A 14,405-nucleotide genomic window follows, 5' to 3' on the forward strand; every position below is an offset into this window, starting at 1 on the left:
CCGTCAACCGTAGGTGCGGCGATAGCATTCGATCTGGTGCTGCTCCACCGTGACAGCCGGGTATCTGGGCAGCTCGCCCTCGTCCAGGCAGGTGGGAATGCATTCCACCTTGTGCAGCGGGTTGCCCGTGAAGAAAAAGGGCACGGAATAGCGTTCGCGACCCGAGACATTGATGACCCGGTGCAAGGTGGAGACATAGCGGTCGTTGGTCCAGCGCGCGAACAGATCGCCGATGTTGACGACGAAGGCGCCGGGCACGGGGGGCGCGTCGATCCAGCTGCCGAGATCTTTGTCCCAGACCTGCAGGCCGCCGGCCTCGTCCTGCAGCAGCAAGGTCACGCCACCGAAATCCGTGTGCTCGCCGCAGCCTTTCTCGCCGGGTTCAGGGTTGGCGGGCTGCGGCGGGTAATGCAGCAGGCGCAGGGTCGCGGCGGCCTCCTTGAGATAGCCGTCGAAGTGGCTGACCGGAACACCCAGAGACAAGGCCAAGCCGCGCACAATGGTCGCGCCCAGGCCGTAGGCGGCCTGGTAATAGTTCTGCATCACGGCGCGGAAGTCGGGCAGGGTTTCGGGCCATTGGTTGGGGCCGGTATTGAAGCGGCCGGCCAGCACGCGTGCATCGTTGGCCGCGACCTCGGCGCCGGCATAGAAGCTTTCCTTGAGGTCGGGCGGTGCGCCGCTCTCCAGCGTCTGGGCGCGCAGCGGCTCATAGCCGCGATTGCAGCGGGAGAGCTTTTTGTCCACGGCCAGCTTTTCGGTCATGGGCAGGTCAAAGAAGCGCTGGCTGGCGGCAAACAGGCTGCTGATCAGTGCCGGGTCTATGCCATGGCCGGTGATATAGAAGAAGCCGCGCTGTTCGCAAGCCTGGCGCAGCTGCTCGGCCACCAGGTGCTGATCCACAGGGTCATGGCTGCGCAGGCCGCTGATGTCGATGAGGGGGAGGGCAGAGGTGCTCACAAATGGCGTCCAGAAACTGAAGAACTGGAGTCAGTTTAGAAAGCGCAGTCCGTGCTGGATAGCGCAGCTTTTGCTGCGGGGTGATCTAAAAATGTGAGCGCTAATCGCTTGTGGGTAAAGCGCTGCACGGCATTGGTGCATTCGCGAGAGGTGATGCGCACAATGCCGGTGCAGGCGTGGGAGAGCGCGGGCTCAGCTACTGGCGGAAGCCGCCGCAGCGGCGGTCTGCGTGCGTGCCACCCATTCACGCAGGGCGACGCTTTCCTCGTCCTCGCGGCTTTCTATGGCATCGGCCGCGATGCGGTTGAAGGCGTCGAGTGCCGATGGCAGCGTGCGTCCTGCACGCACATAGACGCCGAGTTCGGAATACAGCGTGGTGGGGGTATCCAGCGGCACATGGACCAGCCGGCCTTCGCGCAGCTCGCGCTCCAGCCCCAGGCGGCTCTGGAAGAAAATGCCCACGCCGCGTTCGGCAAGACTCTTGGCCAGCTCGATGGACGAGGTTTCCAGCAACACCTGCAATGCACGCTTGTGGTGCGCCAGCAGGGGTTGCAACAAGTCGTGCATGGAGAGTTCGGGCGTGGGCAGAATCAGCGGAAAGGTCGCGCATTGCGCAAAGTCCACGCGCTCCAGTTGGGCAATCGGGTGTTTGGGCGGCACGATGACACCCAGCGCAAAGCGGCCCATGGTGCATTGGCGCAGATTGTCGTGGCGCTTGACCGAAAAGCCTATGCCCACGTCCGCATCGCCCTGAATCACGGCCTGTGCCGCCTGCTGGGAGCCGCAGGTGCGCACATGAATCTGAATCGTGGGGTAGCGCCTGTGCATCTGCGTGAGCACGGCCGGCATCAGGTCGGCGTTGAGGCCTTCCACGGCAGCCACGCTGACCGAGCCGCGACGCACGCCGCGCAGCAGCTCCAGTTCGGTGCTGAGGCGGTGCTCGTCCTGCAGCACCGTGATCACATGGCGCGAAAATACTTCGCCAGCGGCCGTGAGCCGCAGGCCCGAGCTCAGGCGCTCGAACAGCGGGCTGCCGATTTCGTCCTCAAGCTGCAGCAACTGGCGGTTGACTGCCGACGAAGCCACATGCAGATGTCGTGCGGCCTCGCGTATGGAGCCGCAACGGCGAATCATGTCGAAATAGCGAATGGAGCGGGCGTGAATATGCATGCTGCCGGAGGCAGCATATGCCGTGCCAGTTCGCTGGATGGCCGCCTACAGCGGCGCGCCGGCCGCCTTGGCGTGCTGGACGCGGGCCTTGAGCTCGGCATCGTCCTCGCGCCCGGTGGGCCAGCCTTGCATATGCCGCTGGGCAATATCGCTGAGTGCGGTGATCCAGGGCGCACTGTCGTTGAGGCAGTCGATGTATTCGAACTGCTGGCCGCCCGCATGCAAAAAGGCTTCACGCGCTTCCTGCTTGATTTCCTCCAATGTCTCCAGGCAGTCGCTGGTAAAGCCGGGGCAGACCACATCGACGCGCCGGGTGCCGGCCTGGGCCATGGCAATCAGCGAGGGTTCGGTATAGGGCTCCAGCCATTTGGCCTTGCCAAAGCGCGACTGGAAGGTCACCAGATACTGCTCGTTGCCGAGCTTGAGCCGCTCGGCCAGCAGGCGTGCCGTCTTGTGCGATTCGCAGTGATAGGGGTCGCCCAGATGCAGGGTGCGCTCTGGCACACCATGAAAGCTCATGACCAGCTTGTCCCCGCGACCATGGCCGCGCCAGTGGGCTTCGATGCGCTGCGCCAGTGCTTCTATGTAGCCGGCATCGTCGTGATAGCGGTTGACAAAACGCAGCTCGGGAATGTGACGCTGGGTCCTGGCCCAGTCGTAGACGGCATCGAACACGCTGGCCGTGGTCGTGCCCGAATACTGGGGGTACAGCGGCAGGATCAGGATACGCGTTGCGCCGTCTTTCTTGAGTGCATCCAGCTGGGCCGCAATGGATGGCGTGCCGTAGCGCATGGCCGGCAGTACCAGTACATTGTGGCCGCGCTCGCCCAGCCAGCCGCGCAGCAAGGTGGCCTGGCGCGTGGTCCAGTGCAGCAGCGGGGAGCCGTCCTTTTCATGCCAGACGGTGGCGTACTTGGCGGCCGACTTGGCCGGACGGGTGCGCAGGATGATGCCGTGCAGAATCGGCCACCAGGCGAGCTTGGGAATCTCCACCACACGATCGTCACCGAGAAACTCCGCCAGATAAGGGCGCACTGCCGCAGCCGTGGGGGCGGCGGGCGTGCCCAGATTGCACAGCAGGATGCCGGTGCGTGCTGATTGGTCGTGACGGAAGCGGGGTTCGGGCGCAAAGCGTGATGGCATGGCGCAATTGTGTCAGCTAATCGGATAGGCGCAGCCGCTCTGCGGCATTAGCCGGGCCGCTATTCTTCGGGGCATGCAATCCCAAGACACCACAGCCCCTGCCATTGAAACCCTTCAGCGCCTGCGCCACAGCGGCCAGATTCGCGCCATCAGCCTGGATCTGGACGATACGCTCTGGCCCATCTGGCCCACGATTGCCAAGGCAGAGGGCGTTTTGCTGCAGTGGCTCGCGCAGCATGCTCCCAGTACGGCCGAGCACCTGGGCGATACGGACAAGGTGCGCGCCTTGCGCCATGAAATCGTGACATTGCGCCCGGATCTGAAAGCCGACCTCAGCGGCCTGCGCCGCGAGTCCATCCGGCTGGCGCTGACCCGCGCCGGCGACGATCCTGCCCTGGCCGAACCGGCCTTTGACGAGTTCTTTGCCGCTCGCCAGCGGGTCGAGCTGTTTGACGACGCCTTGCCGGCGCTGCAGTTTCTCTCGCAGCGTTGGCCGGTGGTGGCCCTGTCCAATGGCAATGCGAATGTGCATGTGGTGGGTATCGGCGAGCATTTTCGCGCCTCGCTGTCTGCCAGCGGAGCCGGCATGGCCAAGCCCGAGACGCGGTTTTTCCAGGCCGCAGCGGATGCGGCCGGCGTGGCTCCCGAGCATGTGCTGCACATCGGCGACGATGCAGAGCTCGATGCCCGGGGCGCCATGGATGCGGGTATGCACGCAGTCTGGCTCAACCGCGGGCAGGTAGCATGGCCTTGCGTGGGTCCTGAACCCCACGTCACAGTCGCCAGCCTTTGGCAGTTGTGTCAGGGGCTGGCAGATCGTTGACCGGGACGAGCGGGAGCTTTGCGGGTCAGCGAACAAGGACCGCCTATGCCTACCTGCCCGTCTGCCTGCCTTCTCACGCCGCCTCCGCTGGCACCTGTGCGAACCATTGCCTGGAGCCGGCCTCTGGTGTGGCTGTCCAGAGCCTTGCAGGACATTTCTAAGGCTCCGTTAATCAGTCTGGCCCATGGTCTGGCCTTGATCCTGATCGGTGCAGCAATCCTGACCCTGGGGCACAATCGCTTCTGGTTGATGGCAGGAGCCTTGTCGGGCTTTCTGGTGGTGGGGCCTCTGGTGGCCACCAGCCTCTATGCCATCAGCCGGGCCATCGAGCGCGGTGAGGTGGCAGACTGGGGTCTGATCCGCCGCACCTGGACGCAATGGCAGAGCTGCCATGCCACGGGCCGGGGAGGGTACTGGTGCATGGTTCGGTTCGGCGCCTTGCTGGCGCTGGCGGCCACGGGCTGGGTGCTGATTTCTGCGTCGCTGATCACCGTGATGTCGCCCGTGCGTGTGCAAACCCTGCAGGATTTCATTGCGCATGTGGTGCTGGCCAGAGATGGTCAGCTGTTTGTGCAATGGATGGCTTTGGGCAGCTTTCTGGCTGCTCCGATTTTTGCGTCCAGCGTGGTGGCCATGCCGCTGATGCTGGACAGGCGAGTGACCGTGCGTCAGGCCGTGTTGACCAGTTGGTCCGTGGTGCTGGCCAACCCGGGCCCTATGGCCTTGTGGGCGGCGCTGATTGTGATGTTGACTTTGCTGGGCCTTGGCAGCTATCTGCTGGGGCTGGTGGTTGTGATGCCCCTGCTGGGCCATGCCAGCTGGCACGCCTATCGGGACCTGGTGGATGCCTCTGCATTCCCTGCCAGGGATGACGCGATGGTGCCTGCCGTCTGAGCGCTGCGCGACCAGGGCCTGGCAAAGGCTGTAAGGACCTGGTTGTCGTGATATTCGGTTATACGGAAGAGCAGATTGCCCACTTTTTCCTGACCTGGGGCGTGGGCGCCTTCATCTTGTTCATGGTGTTCATCATCCTGCAGCTGGCGCGTCAGTCCAAGGCAGGCAAGTTCGGCACCTTTGTGATTTTTCTGGGTCTGGGCGTGGGCTTTGTCGGCTACCTCGCCAAAATCATCATCCAGTGGTGGATTGAGAGCCACTGAGCCGCGCCACGCGCTGTGCCATAGGGCACTGACCGGCCCAGTGCATCCAGCAAGGCCGGCCCTGCAATGAGGATTTCTCACCCCTTCCGAAAAGAAGGGGGGAAGGCGAGATGCCTCGGGGTTCAACCCGGTTTCACCTGTGCGCGCTTGAGCACTTTTTGCCAGCGGTTCTGCTCGATGTTGATGAACTGGGCAAACTGCTCCGGCGTGCTGCCAATGGGTTCGGCCGCGTCGCCTTGCAGGCGTTTGAGCGCATCGGGTGCCTTGACGGCCTTGGCGCACTCTGTGGCCAGCTTGTCCACATGGGCGCGAGGCAGGCTGGATGGGGCCAGCATGCCGTACCACTGGGTCATCTCGAAGCCCGCAAAGCCCTGCTCGGCCACGGTGGGTACATCGGGTAGCTGTGGCAGGCGCTTGGTCGAGCCGGTGGCGATACAGCGCACCTTGCCGGCCTTGATGAAGGGCAGCAGCGCGGCGGCGCCGACCGAGGCCGCGTCAAGACGGCCCGAGAGCAGGTCGGTCATCATGGGGCCGGTGCCGCGATAAGGCACGTGGAGCATGAAGATGTCGGCCGTCATCTTCAGATATTCGAATGCCAGATGACCCGCACTGCCGTTGCCGGCCGAGCCATAGCTGAGCTTGCCGGGGTTCTTCTTGGCATAGGCCACCAGATCGGCAATGTTCTTGACGGGAAGATCGGGGTGCACCACATACAGGCTTGGCACCTTGGCCAGCAGGCTCACGGGCACAAAGTCCTTTTTCGGGTCCCAGGGCAGTTTGTCAAAAATATAGGGGTTGACGGCCAGTGTGCCGATATGGCCGAGGATGACCGTGCTCTGGTCATCGGCTCGAGCCACTTCCTGCATGGCGATATTGCCCGCGGCACCTGGCTTGTTGTCCACGAATACGTTCTGACCGATGGTCTTGGACAGCTCGGCTGCGGTGGAGCGGGCCACGATTTCAGAGCTGCCGCCGGGCGCGAACGGCACGACAAAGCGAATCGGGCGGTTGGGCCAGCTGTCATCGGCAGCGCGGGCCATGCCGGGCAGCATGCTGCTGCAGGCCAGGGCTCCGGCGCCGGTCAGCAGATGGCGGCGCGAGATGCTCAGAACTTCGTGAGTGGACTTGTCGAACGTGGATGCCATGTTGTCTCCGTTGCTTTTGGCTTTATGCGGCTGAGAGATTGCCTCTCAAGCCATGGTTGCAACTGTGGCTGTCAAATCGCTGTCAAACCGGCTGCGGCAGCGCGATCCGGGCATCAGGATTGTGCTGATAGGGTTTGCGCTAGAGCTGCTCAGTCCTGGTCCTTGCGGACCAGCTCGTCGGCTGCCGTAATCCCGCAACGCACGGCACCTTCCAGCGTCGCCGGGTAGGGGCCGTTCACATAGTCACCGCAAGCCCAGAGGCCATGGCCCAGCTCCATGTCCGGGCGCTTCACGTTGGGCTTGCAGGCAAATGTGGCGCGCTTTTCAACCACGGTCAGCACAGCTTGAATGTCCTGCCAGCCCAGCTGTTGCCGGGCTTGTTCCAGCACCAGCCGCTCCAGGGTCTCGCGGTCTGTGCGGCAGTCGCTGATGACAAACGCCATCAGACCTTGCTGGACGCCATCGGAGGGCTGCAGATGTCCGCGGTCAAAGACAAATTGTGCCGGAGCCTGGGCGTCGGGTCGCAATGCAAGCCAGGGATGTGCAGGCGCGAGGCGCTGGCCGGTGCGGGCATAGACCGTGGCAATGGCAGTGTGCTCCAGGGCTTGCGCGCCTTTTGCCCAATGCTGGTAGGCCACCGCGTCGCGCGCGGGCAGGCGCTGGTCTTCTGCGGCCAGCAGCGCAAGGCGGATTGCTTCCTGAGGTGGGCAGGCGAGCAGCACGGCATCAAAACGCGCTTGTTCCAGTGCCGGCTCGAGTGCCGCTTGGGAGCTGCGCAGCAGCCATTGCCGGCCTTGGGGGATCAGCTCCTGAATTCGGCTGGCCATATGCACGGCATGCCCGCGGCCTTGCAGCCATTGCGCGGCCGGATTCGGAAACAGATCGCCGAGTCCGCAGCGCGGCAGCAGAAAATGGGAGCCGCCCGTGCCCGCGAACAGCGCGTCATGCAGCACGCGCAAGAAGATGCTGCCGCTGGCCTGTGCGGCTGGAAGATTGAGGGCCGACACGCACAGCGGCTCGATGAATTCATCGAGCAGGCGTCGGGGCAGACCGCTGCAGATATCGGAGACGGTTGCAGTATCTGCGCAGCGAAAGCCCTGGATTCGCCAGCGTAGGGCACGGCCCAGCAGGGCGGCACGTTCGCGTAGCGACCAGCCGCTGGCGCTGGCAATTCCGACCAGGGCGTCGAGAGGCGCGGGCAGCTCGGGAAAGCTCAGGCCGCTGCCATCGGCATGGCGCATGGCCAGTGGCCTGCGCAGCAGGGCTTGTTCCGGCTCCGCGCCCACGGCACGCATGAGTCGCAGGCATTCGGCATAGGCGCCGATCAGAATATGCTGGCCGTTGTCGGCGAAGCTGCCGCCCGGCAGTTCCAGATTGCGGGCCCGGCCACCGAGCTGGCGACCGGCCTCGAAAACCGTGGGCTGATGGCCGCCTAGCGAGAGCTGTACTGCGGCTGCCATGCCGGCCCAGCCGCCACCGATGATGGCCACTTGCATGGCGCGCTTACATGCGGCCCAGTGCCTGCATCTTCCAGACCAGCCAGAATTTGCGCAGCGGCGTGAGGCTGATGCGCTGGTGCAGCACCTGGAAGTTCTCGGACTCGATTTCGCGCAGCAGGGTGCGATAGATGCTGGCCATCATCAGACCGGGCTTTTGCGCGTGGCGATCGGCATCGGGCAGCAGACCCAGTGCCTTGTCATAAAGGCTGTGGGCACGCTCGGCCTGAAAACGCATCAGCGCCGTGAAGCGATCCGAATACTCGCGCTTGTTGATCTCGTGGGCCTTGACGTCGAACTGCTGCAGCTCGCTGATGGGCAGGTAGATACGGCCGCGCATGGCGTCTTCGCCCACGTCGCGGATGATATTGGTCAGCTGCAGGGCCTGACCCAGCGTGTGGGCGTATTCGGTGGTGCGCTCGTCGGTCTGGCCGAAGATGCGGGCGGCGACTTCGCCGACCACGCCGGCGACCAGATGGCAGTAGCGTTGCAGACCCGCGAAGTCCAGGTAGCGGGTCTGATCCAGATCCATCTGGCAGCCTTCGATGACGGCCTGCAGATGGCGCTCTTCGATGCCATAGGTCTTGGCGTGGGGCATCAGTGCCTGCATCACGGGATGGGCTGACTGGCTGGTGAAGGCCCTGTGCACCTCGGTCTTCCACCAGGCCAGCTTTGTGGCTGCCACGCCGGGGTCCGTGACCTCGTCGACCACGTCATCCACTTCGCGGCAGAAGGCATAGAAAGCCGTGATGGCGGCGCGGCGCTCCTTGGGCAAGAAGAGAAAGGCGTAATAGAAGCTGCTGCCCGAAGAGGCGGCTTTGTCTTGGACGTACTGATCCGGATTCATAGGGGGAGCATTGTCCCATGACGCGGGTCGTTGGCCGACACAACAGTGAAATGCGCGGCATCCACTTGGTTGGACTTCAAATTCAATAGCGAACTGCGCATATACGGAAAGGGTTCAGGGCTATCTGCTTCGCTTACATGCGCAAGGCTTGCCAGAGCATGGCGGCCATATCGAGCTTGCCCAGCTTGATGCGCTGATAGAGGTTGCGCCCCTGCATGGCGTCCAGTTTGTCCAGCATGCGCAGGCCGCCTTGAACGACCAGACGCAGCTCCCAGCCCGTACGACCTGGCAGTTGATGTACCAGGGGCGCACCATGGTTCATCAGGCTGCGGGCCTGGCGGTTGAGCTCGCCCAGCAAAGATTGAAGCTCGGGCGTCAATGCCGTTGCTTCCGGCTTGATGGCGCTGCGCACCAGGCCGTGGCGGGTCAGATCGGCATCCGGCAGGTAATGGCGCTGGCGCGGCAAGTCCTGGCTCAGGTCCTGCCAGAAGTTGATCAGCTGCAGCGCGGTGCAGATGGCATCACTCTGAATCAGTGCCTTGGCGTTGACCACGCCATACAGATGCAGCAGTAGGCGGCCGACCGGGTTGGCCGAGCGGCGGCAGTAATCCAGCAACTGGGCCATGTCGGTGTAGCGGGCCTGGGCGGCCGTCATGCGCACATCCTGCTCGAAGGCGCTGAGCAGGTCGGCCAGCAATGGCTTGGGTAGGCCATGGGCCTGGACCTGGACTGCCAGCGGGCCAAAGATATGGGACCAGGAGGTTCGCATCAGCATCGCTGCTTCGCCAGCGCTGCCTAGCTGCTGCAGATCGGCGGCATATTGCTGCAACTGTGCCAGGCGCTGCTCGGCGCTGTGCTGGCCCTCGTCGGCCAGGTCGTCGGCGGTGCGCGCAAAGTGGTAGATGGCGGCGATGGGCGCACGCAGCCGTGGCGGACACAGCCAGGAGGCGACGGGAAAATTTTCGTAATGGTTGATGCTGGCCGGCGCATTGGCGACGGGGCTTGCTGGGGGCATATGGTTCACGCCCGTATTGTGGACCGGGCGGGCTTGCCGGCTTGCGCCAGCCCATAAAAAGACGGCGCAAAAGCGCACGTGCGTGCACAATCAGCGCTGACTTTGGTGCAGCGGCCTGCCCGGCGGCTGCGCTTTTCCTATTTTTACAAGCCCAGAACACCATGGCTGTTTCGTCTTCTCGTCGTTTTGCAATGTTGTCTTTGCCGCGCCGGCCTGCCGTGCCCTTGGCTGCGCTGTCCATATTGGCGGCTGCTGTCATGTTGTCGGCCTGTTCCAAGAAGGAGGCTGCGCCCGAGCCGGTGCGTGCCGTCAAGCTGGTGACCGTGGGTGAGGGGCAGATCGAATCTGCCCAGGAATATTCGGGCGATGTGCGGGCCCGTGTGGAGTCTCGCCTCGGCTTTCGCGTGGCGGGCAAGATCACCAGGCGCGAGGTGGAGCTGGGCCAGCATGTGAAGGCCGGACAGGTGCTGGCGCGCCTGGATGCGCGTGACTATCAGCTCAGTGCCGATGCCGCGCGCGCCCAGTTGGCCTCGGCTACCACGCAGCGTGATCTGGCCGATGCCAATGCCAAGCGTTTTCGTACCCTGCGTGCACAGAACTTCATCAGCGCCGCTGAGATGGAACGCTACGAGGCCAATCTGAAGGCGGCCCAGGCATCGCTCGACCAGGCGCGGGCTCAGCTCTCCAGTCAGTCCAATCAGGAGAACTACACCCAGTTGCTGGCCGATGCCGATGGCGTGGTCACCAGCGTGGATGCCGAGCCCGGTCAGGTGGTTGCGGCCGGAACACCCGTGGTGCGGATTGCCCAGGATGGTGCGCGCGACGCGGTGTTCAGCGTGCCGGAAGACCGGCGTAGCGCCATCAAGCAGGGGCAGGGCGTCAAGGTCAGGCCCTGGTCGGATGAGTCGCGCGTGATCAGCGCCCTGGTGCGTGAGGTGGCGGCCAGCGCCGATCCGGCCACACGCACCTATGTGGTCAAGGCCGCTCTGCAGGGAACGGACCTGCCCGCATTGGGAGCCACCGTGCATGTCATGCCCGAGGGCATGGGCGTGAGCCGCGAAGCCGTAGGCAGCCAGGTCATCAAGTTGCCAACCACGGCCTTGCGTCAGGAGGGTGGTAACGGTCAGGGTACGGCTGTCTGGCTCTATGACGCGGCCAGCAGCTCGGTCAAGCTGCAGCCGGTGCAGATTGCCAGCGCCGACGGTAATGAGGCGGTGATTGCCTCGGGTCTGCAACCCGGCATGCAGGTGGTGGCCACAGGCGCCCATGTACTGACCCCGGGCCAGAAGGTGACGGTATATCGCGACAAATACGCCAAGCCGCCACAAAACTCTGTATCAAATCAGCCCCAAACGCAGGTAGATAAAGCGCAGAATGCTCCTGAATCTGGAGCGTCTCAGCCTGCAGTCGCTGCGGAGGCGGGCAAATGAGCGGCACTGGACACAAAAAGACCGGTGGTGCGCATTTCAATCTTTCCCGTTGGGCGCTCGATCATGTGGCGCTGACGCGCTACTTCATCGTCGTACTGATGCTGCTGGGCTTTGCGGCCTTTTTCCAGCTGGGGCAGGATGAGGACCCGCCGTTCACCTTTCGGGCCATGGTCATTCGTACCTACTGGCCTGGCGCGACGGCCGAGCAGGTGGCCCAGCAGGTGACGGACAAGATCGAGCGCACGCTGCAGGAAGTGCCTTATGCCGACAAGATCAGCAGCTATTCCAAGCCTGGCGAGTCGCAAGTCATCTTCCAGGTCAAGGACTACTCTCCCCCCAAGGAAGTGCCGCAGCTCTGGTATACGGTGCGCAAGAAAGTGGGGGACATGCGCTACACCCTGCCGCAGGGCGTGCAGGGGCCGTTCTTCAATGACGACTTTGGCGATGTCTATGGTGTGATCTATGCGTTGCAGGCCAAGGGCTTCAGCTACGCCGAACTCAAGACCCTGGCTGACGATGTGCGCCAGCAACTGCTGCAGGTGCCCGATGTGGCCAAGGTCGAGCAGTTCGGTGTGCAGGACGAAAAGGTCTATGTGGAACTGTCGCACAAAGCCACGCAGATGGGGCTGAACCTCAAGCAGGTACTTGACCAGCTCAACCAGCAAAATGCCGTTGCATCGGCCGGTACCTTGCAGACGCCTGCCGAAACCATTGTGTTGCGTGTGCAGGGCCAGTTCAACGACCTGGAGCAATTGCGTGCCATGCCCATCATCGGTCAGGGTGGGACGCAGTTCAGGTTGGGCGATATCGCCGAAGTGCGCCGTGGCTATGCCGATCCGGCCAATGTCATGGTGCGTTTTCAGGGAGAGCCTACGGTGGCCCTGGGAGTGTCCATGGTCAAGGGGGGCGACATCATTGCCCTGGGCAAGGCGTTGACGCAGGCCACGGAGCGCATCGCAAAAAGCCTGCCCGTGGGGGTGACGTTGAGCAATATGCAGAACCAGCCCAAGGCGGTGGCGGATTCGGTCAGCGAGTTTCTCCAGGTGCTGGTCGAAGCTGTGGTCGTGGTGCTGGCCGTGAGTTTTTTGAGTCTGGGCCTGCACAAGCGCCCGGGGCAGCATCCGCTGTGGAAGCGCTGGTATATCGACCCGCGTCCCGGACTGGTGGTGGGCATCACCATTCCGCTGGTGCTCGCCGCGACCTTCCTGGCCATGTGGTACTGGAATATTGGTCTGCACAAGGTGTCGCTGGGCTCGCTCATCATTGCACTGGGCCTGCTGGTGGACGACGCCATCATTGCCGTGGAGATGATGGTGCGCAAGATGGAGGAAGGCTACGACAAGTACCGTGCCGCCACCTTTGCCTATGAGATCACCTCCAAGCCCATGCTGACCGGCACACTGATCACGGCTGCCGGCTTTCTGCCCATTGGTATGGCCAAATCCATGACGGGTGAATACACCTTCGCCATCTTCGCGGTGACGGTGATTGCCCTGGTACTCAGCTGGTTCGCCTCCGTGTACTTCGTGCCCTATCTGGGTCTGCTGCTGCTCAAGAAACCGCCGCATGCGGCCAAGCTGCCGCCCGAGGTTGCGTCCGGAGAGGTGTCGGCCGAAGAGGCCGGAATCAACACCGATGCGGGCGAGCATGAGCTGTTCGACACGCCGTTCTACAACCGCTTCCGCCGCACGGTGAACTGGTGCGTGCAGCACCGCTGGCTGACGATAGCTGCCACGGTGCTGGTGTTCGTGCTGGGCCTGGCCGGCATGGGCAAGGTGCAGCAGCAGTTCTTCCCCGATTCCAGCCGTCCCGAAGTGCTGGTCGATATATGGTTTCCCGAGGGCACTTCCCTGCAGGCCAACAAGGAAGTGACGCTGCGTGTGGAAAAGCGCTTCTTGCAGCTCGACGGCGTGGAGTCCGTCAGCGAGTGGATAGGTTCCGGAGCGCCGCGCTTCTACCTGCCGCTGGACCAGGTTTTTCCGCAGAACAACGTTTCCCAGTTCATTCTGGTGACCAAGGATCTGAAGGCGCGCGAGGAAATCCGCAAGCAGCTGCCGGCGCTGATGGCCGAGGAATTCCCCGAGGTGCGGGCGCGTTCCAAGCTGCTGCCCAATGGGCCGCCCGTGCAGTATCCGGTGCAGTTCCGTGTGATGGGCTCGGACCCGGCCAAGCTGCGCACCTACGCCGATGAAGTCAAGGCGCTCATGCAGGCCAATGCCGACATGCGTGGCGTGAACGACAACTGGAACGAGTCCGTCAAGGTCATACGCCTGCAGGTTGACCAGGACAAGGCCCGTGCCCTGGGTGTGACCAGCCAGTCGATCGCCGAAGCCACGGGCATGAATTTCAGCGGCACCACCGTGGGGCAGTTCCGTGAAGGCGACAAGCTGATCGATATCGTGATGCGCCCGCCCAAGCAGGATCGGGATGCCATTACTGATATCGCGACTGTCTATGTCACCACGGCAAACGGCCAGTCGATCCCGCTCACGCAGATTGCCAAGCCCGTCATGGTCTGGGAGCCGGGCGTGATGTGGCGCGAAAAGCGCAACTTCGCGATTACCGTTCAAGGCGATGTACGTGAGGGCCTGCAGGGCGCCACGCTGACCAACGAGCTGTTGCCGCAACTGCGCAAGATGGAAGCCGGCTGGCATGCTGCTGGTGACACCGGCTATCGCATCGAGGTGGCCGGTGCCGTGGAAGAAAGCTCCAAGGGCTCCGGCGCCATCGTTGCGGGTATCCCGGTGCTGCTGTTTCTGACCTTCACATTGCTCATGCTGCAACTGCGCAGCGTCAGCCGTTCACTGCTGGTGTTTATCACCGGCCCCTTGGGCATACCCGGTGTGGCGGCAGCCTTGTTGCTGCTGAATCGCCCCTTCGGCTTTGTGGCACTGCTGGGTGTCGTGGCCTTGATGGGCATGATTCAGCGCAATTCGGTGATTCTGATCGACCAGATCGAGAGCGGGCGTGCCCGTGGCGTACCGGCTTGGGATGCGATTGTGGAGGCGGCCGTGCATAGGCTGCGTCCCATCGTGTTGACGGCGGCAGCAGCCGTGCTGGCCATGATCCCGCTGTCGCGCAGTGTGTTCTGGGGGCCTATGGCGGTGGCCATCATGGGCGGTCTGATCGTGGCGACCGTGCTGACCCTGCTGGCCTTGCCCGCCATGTATGCGGCTGCATTCCGCATCAGAAAGGACACGGCCTGAGCTTGGATTGTGCGAA

Annotated in this window: 12 protein-coding genes; 5 read left to right on the forward strand and 7 right to left on the reverse strand. The window is 63.3% G+C overall.

The window, feature by feature from the left end:
* Positions 1–3 precede the first annotated feature (3 nt).
* The 3 genes from DJFAAGMI_RS25165 to hemH all read right to left on the reverse strand — a co-directional run bounded on the left by DJFAAGMI_RS25165 (position 4) and on the right by hemH (position 3,270).
* Positions 4–957, reverse strand: a complete 954-nt coding sequence (locus DJFAAGMI_RS25165) for an isopenicillin N synthase family dioxygenase (protein WP_211455497.1) — start codon at positions 955–957, stop codon at positions 4–6.
* Between the two features lie 192 nt (positions 958–1,149).
* Entirely contained in the window at positions 1,150–2,127 is a 978-nt protein-coding gene (locus DJFAAGMI_RS00175) for a LysR family transcriptional regulator (RefSeq protein ID WP_211455498.1), read from the reverse strand.
* A 45-nt stretch (positions 2,128–2,172) separates the two neighbouring features.
* Positions 2,173–3,270: a ferrochelatase gene (gene hemH / locus DJFAAGMI_RS00180; RefSeq protein ID WP_211455499.1), complete on the reverse strand. Its 1,098-nt coding sequence runs from the start codon at positions 3,268–3,270 to the stop codon at positions 2,173–2,175.
* A 73-nt stretch (positions 3,271–3,343) separates the two neighbouring features.
* Here hemH and DJFAAGMI_RS00185 point away from each other — a divergent pair, with 73 nt between their 5' ends.
* From DJFAAGMI_RS00185 to DJFAAGMI_RS00195, 3 genes are read left to right on the forward strand one after another with little or no spacing between them, the layout of a single operon-like run.
* Entirely contained in the window at positions 3,344–4,093 is a 750-nt protein-coding gene (locus tag DJFAAGMI_RS00185; RefSeq protein ID WP_082877459.1) for an HAD family hydrolase, read from the forward strand.
* A 45-nt stretch (positions 4,094–4,138) separates the two neighbouring features.
* On the forward strand, positions 4,139–4,987 hold the full coding sequence (locus DJFAAGMI_RS00190) for a DUF2189 domain-containing protein (RefSeq protein ID WP_043008535.1): 849 nt from the start codon (positions 4,139–4,141) through the stop codon (positions 4,985–4,987).
* Positions 4,988–5,034: 47 nt separating this feature from the next.
* A complete protein-coding gene (locus tag DJFAAGMI_RS00195) occupies positions 5,035–5,250 on the forward strand; it encodes a DUF2788 domain-containing protein (RefSeq protein WP_003057514.1) in 216 nt (71 codons plus the stop codon).
* Positions 5,251–5,372: 122 nt separating this feature from the next.
* Here DJFAAGMI_RS00195 and DJFAAGMI_RS00200 read toward each other — a convergent pair whose 3' ends face one another.
* The 4 genes from DJFAAGMI_RS00200 to hpnC form a co-directional block, all read right to left on the reverse strand.
* A complete protein-coding gene (locus tag DJFAAGMI_RS00200; RefSeq protein WP_211455500.1) occupies positions 5,373–6,395 on the reverse strand; it encodes a Bug family tripartite tricarboxylate transporter substrate binding protein in 1,023 nt (340 codons plus the stop codon).
* A 149-nt stretch (positions 6,396–6,544) separates the two neighbouring features.
* Complete coding sequence (gene hpnE / locus DJFAAGMI_RS00205) at positions 6,545–7,891, reverse strand: hydroxysqualene dehydroxylase HpnE (RefSeq protein WP_211455501.1); 1,347 nt, start codon at positions 7,889–7,891, stop codon at positions 6,545–6,547.
* Between the two features lie 7 nt (positions 7,892–7,898).
* The gene (gene hpnD / locus DJFAAGMI_RS00210; protein ID WP_003057509.1) at positions 7,899–8,738 is read right to left on the reverse strand and encodes a presqualene diphosphate synthase HpnD; all 840 of its coding nucleotides are present in this window, start codon (positions 8,736–8,738) and stop codon (positions 7,899–7,901) included.
* A gap of 133 nt (positions 8,739–8,871) precedes the next feature.
* Positions 8,872–9,753 (reverse strand): squalene synthase HpnC, encoded by an 882-nt coding sequence (gene hpnC / locus DJFAAGMI_RS00215; protein WP_211455502.1) that lies wholly within the window; start codon positions 9,751–9,753, stop codon positions 8,872–8,874.
* A 191-nt stretch (positions 9,754–9,944) separates the two neighbouring features.
* Between hpnC and DJFAAGMI_RS00220 the strand changes: the two genes are divergently transcribed.
* Both DJFAAGMI_RS00220 and DJFAAGMI_RS00225 read left to right on the forward strand, forming a co-directional pair.
* Positions 9,945–11,183, forward strand: a complete 1,239-nt coding sequence (locus DJFAAGMI_RS00220) for an efflux RND transporter periplasmic adaptor subunit (RefSeq protein WP_211455503.1) — start codon at positions 9,945–9,947, stop codon at positions 11,181–11,183.
* Positions 11,180–14,389 carry an efflux RND transporter permease subunit gene (locus tag DJFAAGMI_RS00225; RefSeq protein WP_211455504.1) on the forward strand — a complete coding sequence of 1,070 codons (3,210 nt, stop codon included), beginning with the start codon at positions 11,180–11,182 and terminating at the stop codon, positions 14,387–14,389. Before DJFAAGMI_RS00220 ends, DJFAAGMI_RS00225 begins: the two co-directional genes overlap by 4 nt.
* Positions 14,390–14,405 lie beyond the last annotated feature (16 nt).

Source organism: Comamonas brasiliensis (genome assembly GCF_018292285.1).
Taxonomy (GTDB): Bacteria; Pseudomonadota; Gammaproteobacteria; order Burkholderiales; family Burkholderiaceae_C; genus Comamonas; species Comamonas brasiliensis.

Excerpts from the sequence above, each read along its gene's own strand:
- DJFAAGMI_RS00185 (WP_082877459.1), top strand. The coding sequence starts at position 3,344 with ATGCAATCCCAAGACACCACAGCCCCTGCCATTGAAACCCTTCAGCGC.
- hemH (WP_211455499.1), bottom strand. The coding sequence starts at position 3,270 with ATGCCATCACGCTTTGCGCCCGAACCCCGCTTCCGTCACGACCAATCA.
- DJFAAGMI_RS00220 (WP_211455503.1), top strand. The coding sequence starts at position 9,945 with ATGTTGTCTTTGCCGCGCCGGCCTGCCGTGCCCTTGGCTGCGCTGTCC.
- hpnC (WP_211455502.1), bottom strand. The coding sequence starts at position 9,753 with ATGCCCCCAGCAAGCCCCGTCGCCAATGCGCCGGCCAGCATCAACCAT.
- hpnD (WP_003057509.1), bottom strand. The coding sequence starts at position 8,738 with ATGAATCCGGATCAGTACGTCCAAGACAAAGCCGCCTCTTCGGGCAGC.
- DJFAAGMI_RS00225 (WP_211455504.1), top strand. The coding sequence starts at position 11,180 with ATGAGCGGCACTGGACACAAAAAGACCGGTGGTGCGCATTTCAATCTT.
- DJFAAGMI_RS00175 (WP_211455498.1), bottom strand. The coding sequence starts at position 2,127 with ATGCATATTCACGCCCGCTCCATTCGCTATTTCGACATGATTCGCCGT.
- DJFAAGMI_RS00200 (WP_211455500.1), bottom strand. The coding sequence starts at position 6,395 with ATGGCATCCACGTTCGACAAGTCCACTCACGAAGTTCTGAGCATCTCG.
- DJFAAGMI_RS00190 (WP_043008535.1), top strand. The coding sequence starts at position 4,139 with ATGCCTACCTGCCCGTCTGCCTGCCTTCTCACGCCGCCTCCGCTGGCA.
- hpnE (WP_211455501.1), bottom strand. The coding sequence starts at position 7,891 with ATGCAAGTGGCCATCATCGGTGGCGGCTGGGCCGGCATGGCAGCCGCA.